At 67.5% G+C, this 18,452-nt stretch carries 16 protein-coding genes; 7 read left to right on the top strand and 9 right to left on the bottom strand.

The annotated features are described in order from the left end of the window. Window positions 1-89: 89 nt before the first annotated feature. Window positions 90-1,172, top strand: coding sequence for an exonuclease domain-containing protein (locus tag N5K27_RS10080; protein ID WP_279816139.1), 1,083 nt, complete (start codon window positions 90-92; stop codon window positions 1,170-1,172). A gap of 22 nt (window positions 1,173-1,194) precedes the next feature. On the opposite strand, the gene N5K27_RS10085 is transcribed toward N5K27_RS10080, so the two are convergent. After that, a complete protein-coding gene (locus N5K27_RS10085) occupies window positions 1,195-1,401 on the bottom strand; it encodes a hypothetical protein (protein ID WP_087839963.1) in 207 nt (68 codons plus the stop codon). Between the two features lie 99 nt (window positions 1,402-1,500). On the opposite strand from N5K27_RS10085, the gene N5K27_RS10090 reads away from it, so the two are divergent. Both N5K27_RS10090 and N5K27_RS10095 read left to right on the top strand, forming a co-directional pair. Beyond that, the gene (locus N5K27_RS10090; protein ID WP_279816142.1) at window positions 1,501-2,532 is read left to right on the top strand and encodes an NADP-dependent oxidoreductase; all 1,032 of its coding nucleotides are present in this window, start codon (window positions 1,501-1,503) and stop codon (window positions 2,530-2,532) included. 87 nt (window positions 2,533-2,619) lie between these two features. Continuing rightward, entirely contained in the window at window positions 2,620-3,081 is a 462-nt protein-coding gene (locus N5K27_RS10095) for a secretin and TonB N-terminal domain-containing protein (RefSeq protein WP_279816145.1), read from the top strand. Here N5K27_RS10095 and N5K27_RS10100 read toward each other — a convergent pair. From N5K27_RS10100 to N5K27_RS10130, 7 genes are all read right to left on the bottom strand, one after another. Next, window positions 3,068-4,411: a sigma-54 dependent transcriptional regulator gene (locus N5K27_RS10100; RefSeq protein WP_087839965.1), complete on the bottom strand. Its 1,344-nt coding sequence runs from the start codon at window positions 4,409-4,411 to the stop codon at window positions 3,068-3,070. The two genes, N5K27_RS10095 and N5K27_RS10100, sit on opposite strands and share 14 nt — an antisense overlap. Then, window positions 4,404-6,308: an ATP-binding protein gene (locus N5K27_RS10105; protein WP_087839966.1), complete on the bottom strand. Its 1,905-nt coding sequence runs from the start codon at window positions 6,306-6,308 to the stop codon at window positions 4,404-4,406. The genes N5K27_RS10100 and N5K27_RS10105 overlap by 8 nt, the downstream gene beginning before the upstream one ends. A gap of 92 nt (window positions 6,309-6,400) precedes the next feature. Next, window positions 6,401-7,375, bottom strand: coding sequence for a tripartite tricarboxylate transporter substrate-binding protein (locus tag N5K27_RS10110; RefSeq protein ID WP_132979209.1), 975 nt, complete (start codon window positions 7,373-7,375; stop codon window positions 6,401-6,403). 12 nt (window positions 7,376-7,387) lie between these two features. After that, window positions 7,388-9,601: a DUF6351 family protein gene (locus N5K27_RS10115; RefSeq protein ID WP_279816149.1), complete on the bottom strand. Its 2,214-nt coding sequence runs from the start codon at window positions 9,599-9,601 to the stop codon at window positions 7,388-7,390. Between the two features lie 221 nt (window positions 9,602-9,822). Beyond that, window positions 9,823-10,890, bottom strand: coding sequence for an AI-2E family transporter (locus tag N5K27_RS10120; RefSeq protein WP_087839968.1), 1,068 nt, complete (start codon window positions 10,888-10,890; stop codon window positions 9,823-9,825). Window positions 10,891-10,903: 13 nt separating this feature from the next. Beyond that, on the bottom strand, window positions 10,904-11,518 hold the full coding sequence (locus N5K27_RS10125; protein WP_207958600.1) for a trimeric intracellular cation channel family protein: 615 nt from the start codon (window positions 11,516-11,518) through the stop codon (window positions 10,904-10,906). Window positions 11,519-11,619: 101 nt separating this feature from the next. Continuing rightward, on the bottom strand, window positions 11,620-12,522 hold the full coding sequence (locus tag N5K27_RS10130; protein ID WP_279816152.1) for a LysR family transcriptional regulator: 903 nt from the start codon (window positions 12,520-12,522) through the stop codon (window positions 11,620-11,622). A 126-nt stretch (window positions 12,523-12,648) separates the two neighbouring features. Between N5K27_RS10130 and N5K27_RS10135 the strand changes: the two genes are divergently transcribed. The 4 genes from N5K27_RS10135 (at window position 12,649) to N5K27_RS10150 (ending at window position 16,751) form a co-directional block, all read left to right on the top strand. Further along, window positions 12,649-13,908 carry a flavin-dependent oxidoreductase gene (locus tag N5K27_RS10135; RefSeq protein ID WP_132979208.1) on the top strand — a complete coding sequence of 420 codons (1,260 nt, stop codon included), beginning with the start codon at window positions 12,649-12,651 and terminating at the stop codon, window positions 13,906-13,908. A 226-nt stretch (window positions 13,909-14,134) separates the two neighbouring features. Then, complete coding sequence (locus N5K27_RS10140) at window positions 14,135-14,653, top strand: VOC family protein (RefSeq protein ID WP_132979207.1); 519 nt, start codon at window positions 14,135-14,137, stop codon at window positions 14,651-14,653. 35 nt (window positions 14,654-14,688) lie between these two features. Further along, a complete protein-coding gene (locus N5K27_RS10145; RefSeq protein ID WP_132979206.1) occupies window positions 14,689-15,900 on the top strand; it encodes an alpha/beta hydrolase in 1,212 nt (403 codons plus the stop codon). 32 nt (window positions 15,901-15,932) lie between these two features. Next, on the top strand, window positions 15,933-16,751 hold the full coding sequence (locus N5K27_RS10150) for an IclR family transcriptional regulator (RefSeq protein WP_279816159.1): 819 nt from the start codon (window positions 15,933-15,935) through the stop codon (window positions 16,749-16,751). On the opposite strand, the gene N5K27_RS10155 is transcribed toward N5K27_RS10150, so the two are convergent. After that, window positions 16,744-18,450, bottom strand: coding sequence for a TRAP transporter large permease subunit (locus N5K27_RS10155; protein WP_087840001.1), 1,707 nt, complete (start codon window positions 18,448-18,450; stop codon window positions 16,744-16,746). The two genes, N5K27_RS10150 and N5K27_RS10155, sit on opposite strands and share 8 nt — an antisense overlap. Window positions 18,451-18,452 lie beyond the last annotated feature (2 nt).

Genomic DNA, 18,452 nt, shown 5'->3' on the forward strand with positions numbered 1-18,452 from the left:
AGCCGGCCGGAAGACGCGACCGCGGCCGCGCGCGGCCCGGGCAGGCATGGTCTGGTTAAATAGGGGCTGCTCGTTCTTCACCCATTCCCATGCATCCTCCCCGCCTGGCCTTCGTCGACCTGGAAACCACGGGCACGACGCCGCGCAGCGACCGCATCACCGAGATCGGCATCGTCCAGGTGGATGCTGACGGCATGCGCGAATGGAGCAGCCTGGTCCACCCGGGCCGCCCCATTCCCCCGGCCATTCAGTCGCTGACCGGCATCACGGACGCGATGGTAGCTGGCGCCCCACCCTTCGAGGCCCTGGCCGACGACATCGCCCGGCGCCTGGACGGCTACCTGTTCATCGCGCACAACGCCCGCTTCGACCACGGTTTCCTGCGCGAGGAGTTCGACCGGCTGGACCGGCCCTTCCGGCCCGATGTCCTGTGCACCGTCCGCCTCTCGCGCAAACTCTACCCGCAGTACCGCAGCCATAGCCTGGATGCGTTGATCGCCCGGCACGGCCTGCATGTGCATGCCCGCCATCGTGCGCTCGACGATGCGCGCCTGCTGTGGCACTTCTGGCAGGACATCCACCGCGAGTTTCCGGCCGGGCAGCTCGGCGAGCTCGTCGATGCGCTGGCCGGCCGCGTGCCCTGGCCCGAATACCTGGACCCGGCCCTGCCCCGCCTGCTGCCCGACGCCTACGGCGTCTACGTCTTGCGCGACGCGAACCACCAGCCGCTGTATGTCGGGCGGGCCTCCAGGCTGCGGGACAAGGTGCTGTCGCATTTCCAGCCGGGCGCCTGGAAATCGGCCAAGGCACGGCGCCTGGCCGAGCAGGTCCGGCACATCGAATGGCTGGAGACGGGCGGCGCCATCGGCGCCCTGCTGCACGAGAACCGGCTGTTGCGGACCCTGGCGCCGTTGCACAATCGCCGCGCGCGCACGCCCGCCCTGGCCGGCGACGCGCACTGGCCCTACGAAGGTCCGGTGGGGATACGCGAGGCCCGCGTCATCCACGTCGTGGAACGCTGGCAGTTCCTGGGCAGCGCGACCGACGACCAGGCCCTGTACGGCCTGCTGGACGGCGGGCGCGCCGAATACGACCACGAAGTCCACCGCATCCTGCGCGATCGGCTGGCGCAGGTCCCGCTACTGAGGCTGGACCGCGCACGCACGGACTGAGGGCGCGGCGGCGGACCGGCGGCTATTTCCCTCCCGGTCCCGCCACGTCGATGCCGCTGCCCGACAGCTTGTTCGACCTGGGCGAACGGCCCAGGTCATCGGCGGAAGTATTCCGGTCGTTCTGGCGGGCCATCTGCTCTCGCTTGAGATCGGTCTCGGCGGCCTGCCGCTCCGGCTTGCGGGCGGGCCGGGCGGCCGGCTCGGAAGGCTTGGTGGACGAAGGTTTCATAAATGCTCCGGACGGCTTATCGTTGATCCGATCCACCCGCGGGTGGATCATCGCCGATCAGCACGAGACGTGCCCGACCACGACCGCCAGGAGAACGACATGCCCCCGTCCGCGCCCATGAACCGCCGCATCGTCATGGCCAGGCGCCCCGCCGGCACGCCGGTGGCCGAGGATTTCCGCCTTGAAACCGAGGCGGTTCCCAGTCCGGCCGACGGCCAGGTGCTGCTGCGCACGCTCTACCTCTCGCTCGATCCCTACATGCGCGGCCGCATGAGCGACGCGGCCTCGTATGCGAAGCCGCTGGACATCGGGGACGTCATGCTGGGCGGCACGGTGTGCCGCGTGGCCGAATCGCGCCATCCTGACTTCGCCGCCGGCGACCTGGTCCTGGCCGCCAGCGGCTGGCAGGACTACGCGCTGTCGTCCGGCAAGGGGCTCACCCGCCTGCCCGCGGACCTTGCCCATCCCTCATGGTCGCTGGGCGTGCTGGGCATGCCGGGATTCACCGCCTACGTGGGCCTGATGCAGATCGGCACGCCCAAGGCGGGCGAGACGGTGGCCGTCGCCGCCGCGACCGGAGCCGTCGGATCGGTGGTGGGACAACTGGCCAGGCTGCACGGGTGCCGCGTGGTGGGCATCGCCGGCGGACCGGACAAGTGCGACCATGCGATCCGCGAACTGGGCTTCGACGCCTGCGTGGACCATCGCGCGGCCAACCTCGCCCAGCGCCTGGCCGCGGCCAGCCCCAACGGCATCGACGTCTATTTCGAAAGCGTGGGCGGAGCCGTGTTCGACGCCGTCCTGCCGCTGCTCAACCGCCATGCCCGCATCCCGCTCTGCGGCCTGATCTCGCAGTACAACGCCGTGCCGGGCGTCGAGGCCCCGGACCGCCTGCCCATGCTGATGCGCCTGGCGCTGACCAAGAGCCTGCGCATCCAGGGCTTCATCGTCTCGGACTGGTACGGATCGCTCTACCGGGAGTTCACCCGCCAGATGTCGGACTGGATCGCCGACGGGCGCATCAAGTACCGGGAAGACATGGTGGACGGGCTCGAAAACGCCCCCGCCGCGTTCATGGGTCTGCTGGAGGGACGCAATTTCGGCAAGCTGGTGGTGCGGGTCGCCCACTAGATGGGGCGCGGCGTGCTACCCTAGGGGCGTCATCGAACAATTACAAGCAGGTCGCGCCACGGCGCAGTCCCGCAACAGGAGACTCGTATGACGTGCCAAGTGATTCCCCTGCGGCCACGCCGCGCCAAACGGCGGACGTTCACCGTGCCGGGCAAATCGTGGATGGTCGCGGTACCCGTGGCCCTGTCGATAGGCTGGCTGCTGGCCCTGCCCGGCATGCCGCATGCGCAGGCCGGCCCGACGGCCTCGGCCGAGCACCGGCTGGATTTCGCCATTTCCAGCGGCGACCTGCGCCCTGCGCTCGAAAAATATGCCCGCCAGGCGGGCATACGGCTGTCGTTCGATCCTGCCCTGGTGGCCGGCCTGACGACGCCCGGGTTGACCGGCCGCTACACGATCCAGGACGGGCTGGACACCCTGCTGCTGGGCACCGGGTATACCGCGGCCCAGGAAGGCGGACGCTACGTCCTGATTCCCGAGCCGCCCGCCTCGGCCGGCAAGCGGCCGCCCAGCGGTCCGCGCCTGGTGGGCGCCCTTACGCCTGTTTGAAGTCGTCGGTGCTCAGGCCCAGCCTGTGCATCTTGTCGTAGAGCGTCTTGCGCGGCAGGCCCAGCATCTCGCTGGCCGCCGCCGTGCGGCCCGAGCAGTTCTTCAGCGCGTCCTCGATCAGCAGGCGTTCGAAGCTGGTCATCTGCTCTTCCAGCGAGCGCCTTGCGCTGGCCGCCGCGCCGGCCGGGCCGTCCTTGGCCAGCCCCAGCACGTAGCGGTCCGCCACGTTGCGCAGTTCGCGCACGTTGCCCGGCCAGTGATGCGCCATCAGCGACTGCAACTGGGACCCCGACAGCACCGGCGCATCCCGCCCATAGCGCAGGGCCGCCTGCAGGATGAAATGCTCGAACAGCAGGGGGATGTCCTCGCGCCGTTCGCGCAGCGGCGGGATCTCCAGCACCGCGACGCTCAGCCGGTAGTACAGGTCGGCCCGGAACGCGCCCCGCTCCGATTCGGCCAGCAGGTCGCTCTTGGTGGCGGCCACGACCCGGCAGTCCATGGGCTGAGGCTCGTTCGACCCCAGCCGTTCGAACACCCGCTCCTGCAAGGTGCGCAGCAGCTTGATCTGCAACACCATGGGCATGGTCTCGATTTCGTCCAGGAACAGCGTGCCGCCGCGCGCATACTCGATCTTGCCGATGCGCCGCTTGGCCGCGCCCGTGAACGCGCCGGCCTCGTGGCCGAACACCTCGCTCTCGAACAGCGTCTCGGGCATGCCGCCGCAGTTCAAGGCCGAGAAATGGCGATCGCGCCGGTTGCTGTGGTCGTGCAGGCACCGGGCCACCAGTTCCTTGCCGGTCCCGGTCTCGCCCACCACCAGCACGTCGGCGTCGGTATCGGCCAGGTCCTGCACCACCTTCCTCAAGGCCACCATGGCCGGCGACCGGCCCAGCAGCGCGCTTTCGATGGCGAGGCGATTGTCCAGCTGCCGCCGCAGGGACTGCACCTCGAGCGTCAGCCCGCGCTTCTCCAGGGCCCGCTGTACCACCTCGCTCAGGTGCTCGGAGGAAAACGGTTTTTCGATGAAATCGTAGGCCCCCAGGCGCATGGCCTGCACCGCCATCGAGATGTCGCCATGGCCGGTCACCAGGATCACCGGCAGGCAGGCATCGATCTCCAGCGCGCGGCGCAGCAGCTCCATCCCGTCCATGCCGGACATCTTCACGTCCGTCACGAGCACGCCCGGAAATCCGGGCACGACGTGCTTGAGCGCCTGCTCGGCCGACTCGAACGCCTTGACCTCGAGGCCTGCCAGTTGCAGCGCCTGCTTGCCCCCCAGCCTGACCGCCGGGTCGTCCTCGACGAACAAGACTGTCAATCCTTCATGCATCCACTGTCTCCTCCAACTTCGCCGGCCGCAGTTGCAGCACGAATTCCGCCCCGCCCCCCTCGCGGTTGCAGGCGCGCAGGCTGCCGCCGAAATCGCGCACGATGCCCGCCGAGATCGCCAGCCCCAGTCCCAAGCCCACCCCCTGCTCCTTGGTCGTGAAGAAGGGTTCGAACAGCCGGCGCATCACCTCGTCGGGAATGCCCGGCCCGCTGTCCAGGACCGAGATGACGACCCAGCCCCCCGCCTCCGTGACCGAGATCTCCAGGCGCCGCTCGTCGCTGCGCGCCATCGCGTCGATGGCATTGCCCAGCAGGTTGACCAGGATCTGTTCCAGCCGGTTGCCGTCGCAATAGGCGCAGGCATCGTCCGGAACGCTCAACCGCAGCTCGACCCGCTCCTGCCGCAGCCGCTGCTCGAGCAGGAAACAGGCGTCGGCCACGGCCACCGCGATCGAGGTCGGCTTGAGCAGGGCCGGCGACTTGCGCGCGAACTTCTTCAACTGGCCGGTGATCTTGCCCATGCGGGCGATCAACTGGCCGATCATGGTCAGATTCTCTTCGGCATCGGCCTGGCGTCCGCGCTGCAGCAGCACCGTGGCATTGTCGGCCAACGTGCGCAGCGCCGCCAGCGGCTGGTTCAGTTCATGCGTGATGCCGGCGGCCATCTGGCCCAGCGCCGCCATCTTGCCAGCCTGCACCAGCTCATCCATGGTGGACTTCAGCACTTCCTCGGCGCGGCGGCGCTCCGCGATCTCGGTCTGCAGGTGACGGTTGGCGTTGCTCAGCGCCTGCGTGCGCGCCGCCACCTTGCGTTCGAGCTCGTCGTGCGCCCGCTGCAGGGCCGCGCTGGCCGCCAGGCTCTGGGCGATGGCGCGCCGCCGCTGCTGCAGGTACAGGCCCAGTATGGCAAGGAACCCCATGGCCAGTGCCACCGCGATGGCCATGTTGCGGGCGCGCGCGTGGATGGGGGCCATGTTGGACAAGGCCATGAGCTTCCATTGCGTGCCCGGTATCTGGCGGCTCTGCACGAGATAGGACGGCACCAGGAAGTTGCCGCCCTCGCCCTCGCGCGCCGCTTCGTTGGTGAACTGCACGATGCGCACGCCCTCGGGCTGTTTGCCGACCTCGGCCATGCCCAGCGGCTCCAGCGATCCCGCGCGGTGGTACTGGCGCGTCACCGCCAGCTTCTGGAGCGTGTGGGACGACAGCGGCGCCAGCGTCTTGAACTTCCATCCCGGTACCGAAGTCAGGAAGATGACGCCGTTCTCGTCCACCACCACCACCTTCTCGTCGGCACGCAGCCAAGCGTCGTCGAGCTTGTCCAGGTCGACCTTCAGCGCCGCCACGCCCAGCATCCTGCCGTCGTGGTAGATGCCGTACGAGAAGTAATAGCCCGGGGACTGGCTGACGGTGCCTATGCCGTAGAAGCGGCCCGACAGCCCCTTGGCCGCGTCGATGAAATAGGGCCGGTACGAGAAATTGCGGCCGACGAAGCTGGGCGGGCGGTTCCAGTTGCTCGCGGCCAGCGTCAGCCCCTCCATGTTCATGACGTAGATCTCGGAAGACCCGGCCTTGCGGTTGACCGTTTCCAGGTACAGGTTGACCCGGGCGATCCGCTCGGGATTGCCGGGATCCTGCAGCAGCGCGATGACGTCCTTGTTCAGGGACAGGATGCCCGGCAGGTAGTCGTAGCGCGTCAGCTCGCTCTGCACCCCGCCGGCATAGATGTCGAGCCTGTGCTCCACCCCCTGGCGCAGCACCTGGATGCCGGTTCGTTCGCCCCAGATGTAGGCCAGCATCACCGCCAGGGCGGCGGCGAACAGGCAGACGCCGCCCCACACCAGGCGGCGCTTGGAAAAACCGCGGGCAGGCGGGTTGACGCTCAAGTCCCCATCCATGATTTTCGTGTTCTAGTGTCCGCAATTTATCCCAGGCACGCCAGGAAAGACATCGGAGCTTGCGCCACGTGGCGGCGCAAGCTCCTTTGCGTCTAGTCGGCGTAGACGCCGGCCGCCCGGATGATGGGCGTCCACTTGGCGATCTCGTTGCCGAGATGCTTGCGCAGCGAGTCGGGCCGGGCCCGTTCGCCGGTCGCCGCCTGCGCCCCCAGTTCCTCCATCTTCCCGCGGAACACCGGGTCCTGGACCGCCGCCTGCAGCGCGGCCGACAGCTTCTCGACCACGGCCGGCGGCGTGCCCTTGGGCGCATACATCGCGTGCCAGATCTTGACCTCGATGCCCGGCAGCCCCTGCTCGGCCGCGGCCGGGATGTCCTTGAACGCGTCGATGCGCGTGGACTGCATCGCCACGTAGGGCTTGACCACGCCGGCCTTGATCTGTCCGGCGACGTTGGTGGTCTGGTCGCACATCAGGTTCACCTGGCCGCCGATGAGGTCGGTCAGCGCCGGCGCGGTCCCCTTGTAGGGCACCGTGCCCAGCTGCGTGCCTATGGTGCTCATGAACAGGAGGCCGCACAGGTGCGAGGCCGACCCGATGCCGGCATTCGCCAGGAACAGCTTGCTGGAATTGGCCTTGATGTAGGGCAGCAGGTCCTTGAAGTTGTCCGGCGGCAGGCTCTTGGTGCCCAGCAGCACCATCGGCACGTCGGCGATCTCGCCGATCATCTCGAAGTCCTTGAGCGGATCGAAGCCCAACTGGCGGTACAAGGCCGGCGCGGTGGACATGCCGATGTGGTGGATCAGCACCGTATGGCCGTCGTTGCGTGCGGTGGCCACCTTCTTCGCGCCTATGGTGCCGCCCGCTCCGCCTACGTTCTCGATCACGATCTGGCCCTTCAGGTGCCTGGCCATGACGGCCGTCACGTCGCGCGCCACCTTGTCGGTGGGGCCGCCCGCGGCGAACGGCACGACGGCGACGATGGGCGCGCTGCCGGGGAAGTCCTGCGCCTGGGCCGGAGCGGCCAGCGCCGCCAGGACGCCGAGCGATAACATGGAAAGAAACTTCATTTCTATACCTCCTTAAGGACGAGTGATGTCGAACACCAGATTCCGGGGGGACGGGCCGAACGAAAGCCACGTGCCCTTGAGCGGCTGCTGCTCCACGCCGGGCTTGCTCCAGTCGCACACGCCGCCGGGGAAGATCTGCCGCAGGCGCTCCAGCTGTCCGGCATTCAGCGTGACCTTGTAGTCGGCCGGATCGACGGCCTTGAGCTGGCACTTGACGATGTTGTCGGCCAGCGGCGCGCCAGCCACCAGGCGCGGCGTGATGCCTGCCGGGTAGAGCTGGTTGCAGCGTCCGTCGCCATAGGCCGTGGACGGTTCGACGATCTTGTTGCCGCCACTGTCCCAGCAGGCATCCGCCAGCCCCGCGGGCTTGTGCGAGACGACCTTGCGCGACCTGGGCTGGTCGGAGGCGTCGCCCACCACGCCCATCAGCCACTGGTCCATGAGCTGCAGCAGGTTGTCGCCCACCGGGCCCGGTCCGAGCATGACGTGGTTGTCGAAATGCCCGTTGGCGGCCTTCAGGCGCTCGCGCACCGAGTACGAGTGGATCTTGTTGTGGATGTCGCCGTTCACCGCGTTGTCGAAGTAGTCGCGGTGCTCCAGGATGGCGGTCGAGGCCAGGCCGCCCCCGCCATGGGTGATGCGCCCCGACTGGTAGGCGCGGCGGATCGCGTCGATGTCGCCGGTCGTGCGGGCCGCCGTGGGCTTCAGGTCCACGTCCAGGCCGCCGATGTTGGCGTTCAGGTCCAGGAACTCTTCCACCGTGATGGCGCCGTCGTTCAGCGCCTTCAGTCCGTACTGCACGCCCACGTTGTCGATCGGCCGCAGCGCGAAGCCCCGGCTGTCCTTGCCGTAGACGTTCACCGTATGGTCATACACGGTGGCGCGGCTGCCGCCGGGGTTGTTGACCGGGTGATACTTCAGGCTTTCCTGGAACCCCGCCGGGAACGAGACCACCGGATCCAGCCGGCCGGCGCTGCCGCTCATGTTGGCGATGTTGCCGACCTGCAGGTAGCCGGAGATCGCCTTCTTCTTCTCGTCGCTGTAGGGCAGCCCGCCGGCGCGGTTGAAGTAGTTGTTCAGCAGCCGGGAATCGAAGACCTTGAACAGCGTGGCCGAGGTGACGTCCGGGAACACCATGTTCACGATGATGCCGTCGAACAGTCCGGGATAGTTGTCCGAGGTCTGGAAGCTCTGATAGGCGCCGCCCGATCCGCCGGTGCCTATCGTGTAGACCGGCACGCCGTAGGCCTCGATGAAGCGCTCCTTGGTCATCGCGACGGTCTCCGACGACAGCAGGTCGTTGCAGTTGGAGCCGAAGATGTTCAGCGTGGACGTGACGGCCGCGTAGCCCTGCTTCATCCACTCGTCGACGATCAGGGTGCCGAAGGTCGCGCCCTGCGTGTACCAGCCGCCCTGGCAGCCGCCGCCCAGCGGATACATCAGCTTGCCGTTCCAGGCCTTCGAACGCTTGTTCGGGCCGATCTCGCCGTCGTTGAGCGGATCGTGCAGCATCGCCGACTGGTAGATGCCGCGGTTGATCGTGCCCGTTTCCAGCCGCACGAGATATGGCACCGTGCGCTCGGTCGGCTTGCCCTCGTCGATGGTGATGGTGGCCATGTCGGCCGGATAGACCGTGGGCGTGTTCCAGCGGCTGTTGCCGCCCGACTTGTTCCGGTAGAAGTAATCGACCCGCGTATTGGTGGAGCAGTGCTCGCCGAACGGCCCGTCCAGCGTGCCGCCGCCCAGCCGGCCGAAGGTGGTGGTGGTGCACAGGAAGGGCTTCTGGTGGGGGCCGGAGATCATCGGCCCGGTGATGGGATAGTTCGTGACCTCCAGCGTGGCGGTCGCGTCCCCGACCTGGGCGCGCAAGGTGTTCTTGCCCAGCGCCATGCCGCTCACCAGCCCCTGCCAGGTGCGATCGCCGATCTTCGCGAACGCCCGCGACACGTCGCTCTTGTCCAGCATGACCACCGGCGTGCCGCTGACGCCGGCCGGCACCTCCAGCCGCACCAGCGCGTCGTCGCCCGTGACGTAGTCCGGCAGCGAGGAAACCGTGCTCAGCTTGAGGGCCGGCGCCGGCGGCGGTCCCGGAGGCGCTCCGCCATCCCCGTCATCCCCGCCGCAGGCCGTGGCCAGCACCGCGGCGGCGCCCGCCGCCAGGGCCAGCCGGCCCATTCCATATCCATGGGCGCGCGCCTGCCGCCCCCGTGTCGTCTCGGGTCTCATTCCTGCCTCCTCCTGTCATGTGTCTTGAATCTTCTCGTTACAGCGACGGAGGATTAGCAACACCCATGCCAACACGGCCCCGGCACGCGAACATGCGGCAAGGGCCTGTTTTCATTGGCGTTTTCGGGAGCCGGCGGGCAGAGGGAGCGACACGGGCGGCCAGAATTCCGCCATGCGGGCCGCCCGCCGTTCCGGAATTCCGCAACGGCGGGCGCGAGAGGTCAGTTCCGGTCGGGAGAAGGCGGACCGTCTATCGACGAGAACAGGTCCCACACGGCCATGAACAGCGCGGCGATCAGCGGCCCGATCACGAAGCCGTTGATCCCGAACAGCGCCATGCCGCCCAGGGTCGAGATCAGCACCACGTAGTCGGGCATGCGCGTGTCCTTGCCGACCAGGATGGGACGCAGCACGTTGTCGACCAGGCCGATCACCAGGATGCCGTAAAGGGTCAGGATGATTCCCTGCAGCACGGCGCCGGACAGGAGGAAGTAGACGGCGACCGGCCCCCAGATCAGCCCGGCCCCCACCGCCGGCAGCAGCGACAGGAAAGCCATCACGACGCTCCACAACAGGGCGCCCTTGATGCCCAGGATCCAGAAGATCAGGCCGCCCAGCATGCCCTGGGTGATGGCTACCACGATATTGCCCTTGACCGTGGCCCGCACGACCGCGATGAACTTGCGGAACAGGTGGCGCTTGTGTTCCTCGGTCAGCGGCAGGGCCTGGCGGATGCGGGCGGACAGGTCCGGGCCGTCGCGCAGCAGGAAGAACAGCAGATACAGCATGACCCCCAGGCTGATGACGAACTGGAAGGTGTTCTGGCCGATGTTCAGCGCCTGGGTGGCGAAGAACTGGCTGCCCCGGGTCGCGACCTCGGCCAGCTTGTTCTGGATGCTGTTCACGTCCACCAGGCCGAACTTCTCCAGCAGGCTGCGCGCGGTCGGAGGCAGGGCCGCCATGGCCTGGTCGAGGTAGCCGCGGAAATCGATGTCGCCCGCCTTGATCTGCTCGTAGAGTCCCGCGCCCTGGCTGACGATGGTGCCTGCGATGAGCGAGACCGGGATGATCACGATGAGCACGCACACCGCCAGCGTGGCCAGGGCCGCCAGGTTGTTGCGGCCGCCGAACGCAGCCACCAGCCGGCGCTGCAAGGGGAAGAAGATGATGGCCAGGATGGCCCCCCAGAATACGGCGCCGAAGAACGGCCACAGCAGCCAGCCGAACGCCAGCGTGACCAATACCAGCAGGAGCAGGAAGGTGCGGTATTGCAGAGAGGTCTGGCTCATCGAGGACGTTCCTTCAATGTTCGGGAGGCGTTCTGGTCGTGAAGACGGGCAGGGTCAGGCTCCAGCGGATGGCGACCATGCGGAACAGGAAGCCGGCCACCAGCGCGATGGCGGTGGCATGATCGTGCCCGACGCCGTAGCGCTGCAGCAACACGTACAGCGTGCCGGTCGCCAGCGCGACGGAGGCGTAGAGGTCGCGGCGCAGGACCAGCGGCACCTGGTTGCACAGGATGTCGCGCAGCAGGCCGCCGCAGATGCCGGTCACCATGCCCATCAGCACCACGATGGCGGGATGCGCGCCCGCGGCCTCGGCCACGTCGCAGCCGATCACGGCGAAGGCGACCAGGCCCAGCGCGTCCAGCAGCAGGAAGGCCATGCGCACCCGATGCATGTACCGGACCAGGAGCGCCGCCGCCAGGGCCGCCCCCACGGTGAAGAATAGATATTCGGGATGGGCCACCCAGCCCAGCGGATAGTGGCCCAGCAGCACGTCGCGGATGGAGCCGCCCCCCAGGGCCGTGACCGTGCCGACGACGCAGACCCCGAACAGGTCCATGCGGCGCCTCATGCCCATGATCGCGCCCGAGGCGGCCTCGGCGGTGATGGCGACCAGATAGATCACTTGCAGCAACATAAGCGGGGCCGCTCGGCCGTCTCCTTTTCCCTGCGCGCCGGAGCGGCGCGCGAACCACGCGGATTATCGCATCCGGCCGGACCGCGGGGCGCCTGCTAGGATCCGACGGCTGGCAGGGCCTGCATCAGGGTCGCGCGGAAGTCATCCAGGACAGGCGGCCCCTTGAAACCGCGCCGCGTCACCTGATAGAGGTCCAGGCTGACCGCCGGCTTGACCAGCAGATCGGTGGCCACCCGGTGGCGGTGGCAGGCGACCAGCGCGAACGTGGGGATGACCGCCGTGCCCAGCCCGGCTTCGACCATGGAGATCAGGGTCTCGAAGAAGTTGAAGCTGGCGCGGTCCTCGTTGCCGCGGCCGATCTTCTCCAGGTGCGGCTCGATCAGCCGCTGGATGGGATTCGCGGGCGGCAGGCCGAGCAACGGCACCTCGCGCAGGCTGGTCCAGGCCGCCGTGCCCACCGGCCGGCCCGGTACCCCGTCCGTCGGTGCGACGCGCATCAGCCGGAATTTGCCCACCGGCGCGCGGTCCAGCCCAGCCAGCGGCTTGAAGAAGAACCCCAGTCCGATATCGGCCTCGCCCGCCGCCACCAGCGCCTCGACCTGCTGCAGATCGGTATCGGCCAGCCGCAGTTCCACGTGGGGGTGGGATTGCTTGAACAGCTGGAACACCCGGGGCAGGATGTTGGACGAGATCAGCGGCGTGGCCGCGATGCGCAGCGTCTGCCTTGCGCGCCGGCCGGCCACGCCCAGCTTGGACACCACCTCCTCCAGGTCCCCCACCACCCGCTGCGCCACGGGCAGCAGGTCGCGGCCGGCCTCGGTCAGCACCACCATCCGGGTCGTGCGGTCGAACAGCCGGCAATCGAGCTGCTTTTCCATCTCGCGAATCATGATGCTGAGCCCGGCCTGCGTCATATGGGCCTTCTCGGCGGCGCGGGTGAAATTGCCGATCCGCGCGACGTGCAGGAACACCTGCAACTGGCGCAATGAGAGATTCATAAAACTCTAATATGTATTCATATCATATCTAAACTTCAAAAATAATACGTTCTGGCGCCTAATACCAGCACCAGCGGATCCCTGGCCAGGGATCCGCAAGAGAAAGTTCATCACGAGGGTACGAACATGAGCAGCAAAGAGGACGTGGTCATCATCGGCGCCGGGATAGGCGGGCTGACGCTGGCCCTGAGTCTCCACCAGGCCGGCATCGCCTGCCGCATCTACGAGGCCGTGCCCGAACTGCGGCCGCTGGGCGTGGGCATCAACGTCCTGCCCCACGCGGCGCGCGAGCTGGCCGAGCTGGGCCTGCTGCCCGAGCTGGACAAGGTGGGCGTGCGTACGCGCGAGTCCATCTTCTTCAACGAACACGGGCAATTCGTGTTCCGCGAAGCCGCGGGCCTGGCCGCCGGCTTCGACTGGCCGCAATACTCCATCCACCGGGGCGACCTGCAGACCGTGCTGTTCGACGCCGTCAAGCAGCGCCTGGGCCCGGACGCCGTGGTCTGCGGACAGCGCTGCACCGGCGCCACGCAGGACGGGGAATTGATCACCGCGCACTTCGTCTCGCCCGACGGCGAACGCCTGCCCGACGTGCGCGCCCGCCTGCTAGTCGCCTGCGACGGCGTGCACTCGGCCCTGCGCAAGCAGCTCTATCCACAGGAAGGCGCACCCCGCTATTCGGGCGTCAACATGTGGCGCGGGACCGCGGTATGGAAACCGTTCCTGAGCGAGGCCAGCATGGTGCGCGCGGGCTGGCTGGACGTGGGCAAGATGGTGATCTACCCCATCCGCAACGACGTCGACGGCAAGGGCAGCCAATTGATCAACTGGGTGGCGGAAATCACCGATCCCAATCCGGCCATCCGCGACTGGAGCCGGCCGGGCAGGCTGGAAGACTTCCTGCCTGCCTTCGAGGACTGGCATTTCGATTGGCTGGACGTTCCCGCCCTGATCCGGTCCTCGGACTCGATCCTGGAATATCCCATGGTGGACCAGGATCCCCTGCCCACCTGGACCCAGGGCCGCCTGACGCTGCTCGGCGACGCCGCCCACCCCATGGTGCCGCGGGGGTCGAACGGCGCGGGCCAGGCCATCATCGACGCCCGCTACCTGGCGGGCCAGTTGAAGCGGCGAGGCCTGACAGAGGAAGCCCTGCAGGACTACGACAAGGTCCGGGTCGCGGCGACCACGCAGGTGGTGCTGACCAACCGCACGAATCCGCCCGACGCCATCCTGCGCGAGGTCTACGAGCGGACCGGCGGCAAGCGCTTCGAACAGCTCGAACCCATCGTCTCCCAGGCCGAGCTGCAGGCCATCTCCGACAACTACAAGAAAGTCGCCGGCTACAGCCCGGCCGCGCTGAAGGCCCGGCCCTCCTTCCTCTGACCCCGGCGCGGTCCGCGAAGGACCGCCCCGCCCTTTCCGAGCCGCCCTCTGGGGCGGCTTTTGTTTTTGCAAATTCCGAAATTATTGAAAAATTTTATCGGAAAAAAACCGCCATATTTAAATTAAAAGTATCTGTTATTGATACTTTTTCAAAATTCGCCGACAATCTCTGCCACATCATCGACAGCCCCCACCGCCCCCGGCGCCGGGGGCAGAAGGAGACACCATGGCAACGCTCGTTCCCATACAAGGCCTGCACCACTACGCCTACCGGTGCCGCGACGCCGAGGAAACCTGCCACTTCTACGAGGACCTCCTGGGCCTGCCGCTCGCGCACGTGATCCGGGCCGACCACGTGCCCAGCACCGGCGAATACTGCCCCTACGTCCACATCTTCTTCGAGATGCGGGACGGCTCCTACATGGCCTTCTTCGACCTGGGCGACGGCCAGGCAGCCGAACCTTCCGCCAACACCCCCGACTGGGTCAACCACATCGCGCTGCAGGTCGAGTCCGAGGACGAACTCCGCGCGGCCCGCGCCCGCCTGGAAGCGGCCGGAGTCGAGGTCCTGGGCGTCACGGACCACGGCTTCGTCAGGTCCATCTACTTCTTCGACCCCAATGGCATCCGGCTCGAACTGACGACCCGCACCGCGCCCGCCGCCAAGCTCGACGAATTCAAGGCCTCGGCCCATGCCGAACTGGCGGACTGGGTCCGCACCCGGCCCTCGGCCGCCCATCGCTAACCGCCCGCCCCGCAACCCACAAGGAAATCCGCGTCATGTCCACGCCGTCCAAGCACACTTTCGACCGCATCCCCGTCATCCTGCAATTCCGCGAGCCGGTCGAAATGGTGGAAACCTACGGCTTCAACGGCAGCCAGGGCTATACCGTGCTCGAAGGCCAGCGGCTGGTGCCCCGCAACGTCCAGTCCAAGGTCGTGTTCCTCTTCATGCATCCGGCCTCGACGCTGCAGCTCCTGCCCATGCCCGTGGCGCTGGCCGAATCCGGCATGCACGTGCTGTGCGCCGGCAGCCGATACGCCAAGAACGATTCGGCCCTGATCATGGAAAAAGTGGCGGCCGACCTGGGCGCCTATATGCGCTACGCACGCGAAGACCTGGGCTACGAGAAAGTGGTGCTGGTCGGCTGGTCCGGCGGCGGCGCGCTGTCGCTGTTCTACGAGGCCCAGGCCGAGGCGCCCTCGATCACCCACACGCCGGCGGGCGACCCCTATGACCTGACGCAGGCCGGCCTGACGCCGGCGGACGGGATCATCTTCATCGCCGCCCACCTGAGCCGGCCGGAAACCCTGACCGAATGGCTGGACCCTTCGGTGCGCAACGAACTGGACCCCGAGGACCGGGACCTGGAATTCGACATCTACGCCCCCGACTGCCCCAACCGCCCCCCCTTCTCGCAGGACTTCGTGGCGCGCTTCCGGGCGGCGCAGCTGGCGCGCAATCGCCGCATCAGCGCCTGGGTGCTCGATACGCTGGACCGGCTCAAACGCTCGTCCTCGGGCGAACGGGAACGCGGCTTCGTGGTCCATCGCACCATGTGCGACGTGCGCTGGCTCGATCCCGCGGTGGACCCGAACGGGCGCAAGCCGAACTGGTGCTATCTGGGCGACCCGCGCGTGGTCAACTCCGGCCCCGCCGGCCTGGCCCGGTTCAGCACGCTGCGCAGCTGGCTGTCGCAATGGTCCTACGACCACTCCAACATCAAGGGTCCGGTGAACGCCGCGCGGATACGCCGGGTTCCCGTCTTGCAGATCGAGAACGAAGCGGACGACGCCGTGCCCGCCACCCACAATCCCCTGATCCATGCGGCGCTCGGCACCCCGGACAAGGAATTCGTGCAGATCAAGGGCGCGACCCACTACTACCTGGGGCAGCCCCGGGAACTCGCGCAGTGCATGGAGACCATCATCGACTGGACCCGCCGCAAGATCGCGGCCGACTTCGAGGCTCCGGCCGCCGCGCAGCGCTGACCGGGCAAGCCGGTCCGGGATTGATTACCATCATGCCTGCGAACGCGCCGGCCGGCATGGCCGGCGCGCCGAATACCAAGGTGCATCGATCCCCCATGTCCCAGTTCGCCAAAGTCCTCCAGGTCCTGGACCTTTTTTCCGAAGCCAGGACCACGCTGGCGGCAGAGGAAATCGCCGACCTGCTCGAAGTCTCCCGGCCCACCGCCTTCCGCTACGTCAAGCAGTTGTGCGAGACCGGCCTGCTGGCGAAGATCGCGGGGCGATACGCGCTGGGCGCGAAGATCATCGAACTCGACTACCGCATCCGGCGGACCGAGCCCATCATGCTGGCCAGCCGCGCCAGCATGCGCGAGCTGGCCCAGCGCACGGCCACGACGGTCGTGCTGTGCAACATATACGGCGACGAGATCGTGCACAGCCACCATGAGCGCGTGGGCGAACTCGCGCCCATGAGCCTTGACCGCGGCCACCTGATGCCCCTGTTCAAGGGCGCCGCCCCGGCGGTCATCCTCGCCAACCTGCCGGCCGCGCGCCTGAAGCGGCTGTACGAGCGGCACAAGGCCGACCCCGACGTGCTTGCCATCGCCGGCGACTGGCCATCCTTCGCCCGGCACTACAAGCGCATTCGCAAGGATGGGCACTACATTTCGCGCGAGGAGATCGACCCGGGCGTCATCGGCATCGCGGCGCCCATCTTCAACGACGGGCGCCACGTCGTCGGGGCCACCACCCTGGTCTACGAGAAAAAGCGCGAAAAACTGGTGAACGAGGAAGGCTATGCCGAGCTGGTGCGGCATTGCGCGGCGGCGGTGACCCGGGAGATCGCCGCCGCCGCGCCGCAGGCTACTTGAAGTCGGCGTTCGGGTCCCTGCCCTCCTGGCCCGAACCGGGCGCGGGCTCTTCCCCGTAGGCGCCCCCGCCGCCATAGCTCTCGCCGTACGAGCTGTCCACCTCGATCTTGACGCTGCCCGGGTCCACCGCGGCCTGGTCGCCCTTGTAGTGCATCACCAGTCCCGGCATCAGCATCACGACGGCCACCATCAGCAACTGGATCACGATGAAGGGAATCGAACCCCAGTAGATCTGGCCGGTGGTGACCTTGGCGATGCGCTTGCCCGTGACCTTGTCCAGGTAGTCTTCCTTGGGCGCCACCGAGCGCAGGTAGAACAGCGCGAAGCCGAAGGGCGGATGCATGAACGACGTCTGCATGTTGACCGCCAGCAGCACGCCGAACCAGATCAGGTCTATGCCCATTTTCTCGGCCACCGGCCCCAGCAGCGGCACGATGATGAAGGCCAGCTCGAAGAAGTCCAGGAAGAAGGCCAGCACGAAGGTCAGGATGCTGACGACGATCAGGAAGCCCCATTGGCCGCCGGGCACCGAGGTCAGCAGGTGTTCGACCCACAAGTCGCCGCTGACGGCCCGGAAGGTCAGGCCGAACACGGTGGAACCGATCAGGATGAACACCACGAAGCATGACAGCTTGGTCGTGGTGTCCATGGCCTGCTTGAGCAGGTTCAGCGACAGGCGCTTGCGCATGAGCGCCATCGCGATCGCCCCCACCGCGCCCATCGCGCCGCCCTCGGTCGGAGTGGCCACGCCGATGAAGATGGTCCCCAGCACCAGGAAGATCAGGAACAGCGGCGGGATCATCACGAAGGTGACCCGCTCGGCCAGCGCGGACAGCCACCCCAGGCGCAGCCATTTGTTGGCCAGCGCGATGATGAAGGCCGACACGCCCCAGATCAGCATGGTCAGCACGATGCGCTCGTCCACCGGCGCGGTGTCGTGTTCGAGATAGTCCCCGACCAGCGCCGCGATGCTCGCCGAGACCAGCATCAGCACCAGCAGCGACCGGCCGCCGCGCGTCCCATTGGGCTCCTGGAAGCGCCGGGCTTCCTCGGGCAGCGCGGGCGCGCTGTCCGGCTTGATCAGCGAGGCCAGCACCACGTACACGACGTAGGCGCCGGCCAGCAGGAAACCGGGCAGCATCGCGCCCCGGTACATGTCGCCGATCGACCGGCCCAGCTGGTCGGCCAGGATGATCAGCACCAGCGAGGGCGGAATGATCTGCGACAGCGTGCCCGAGGCCGCGATCACGCCCGAGGCCAGTCTGCGGTCGTAGCCGTAGCGCAGCATGATGGGCAGCGATATCAGCCCCATGGAGATGACCGAGGCCGACACCACGCCCGTGGTGGCCGCCAGCATCGCGCCGACGAACACCACGGCGATGGCCAGCCCGCCCCGCAGGGACCCGAACAACTGCCCGATGGTCTCGAGCAGGTCCTCCGCCATGCCGGAGCGCTCCAGCACCAGCCCCATCAGGGTGAAGAAAGGCACCGCCAGCAGCGAGTCGTTGGTAATGATGCCGAACACCCGCTGCGGCAGCGCCTGGAACAGCACCGGCGTCAGCAGGCCCAGCTCGATGCCGATCAGCGCATACAGCATGCCGTTGGCGGCCAGCGCGAACGCAACCGGGAATCCCAGCAGCAGGAAAACCACCAGGTTGGCGAACATGATCGGCGCCAGGTTCGCTATCAGGAAGTCGATCA

It is taken from the genome of Pigmentiphaga sp. GD03639, from assembly GCF_029845405.1.
In the GTDB taxonomy this organism is placed as follows: Bacteria; Pseudomonadota; Gammaproteobacteria; order Burkholderiales; family Burkholderiaceae_B; genus Pigmentiphaga; species Pigmentiphaga daeguensis.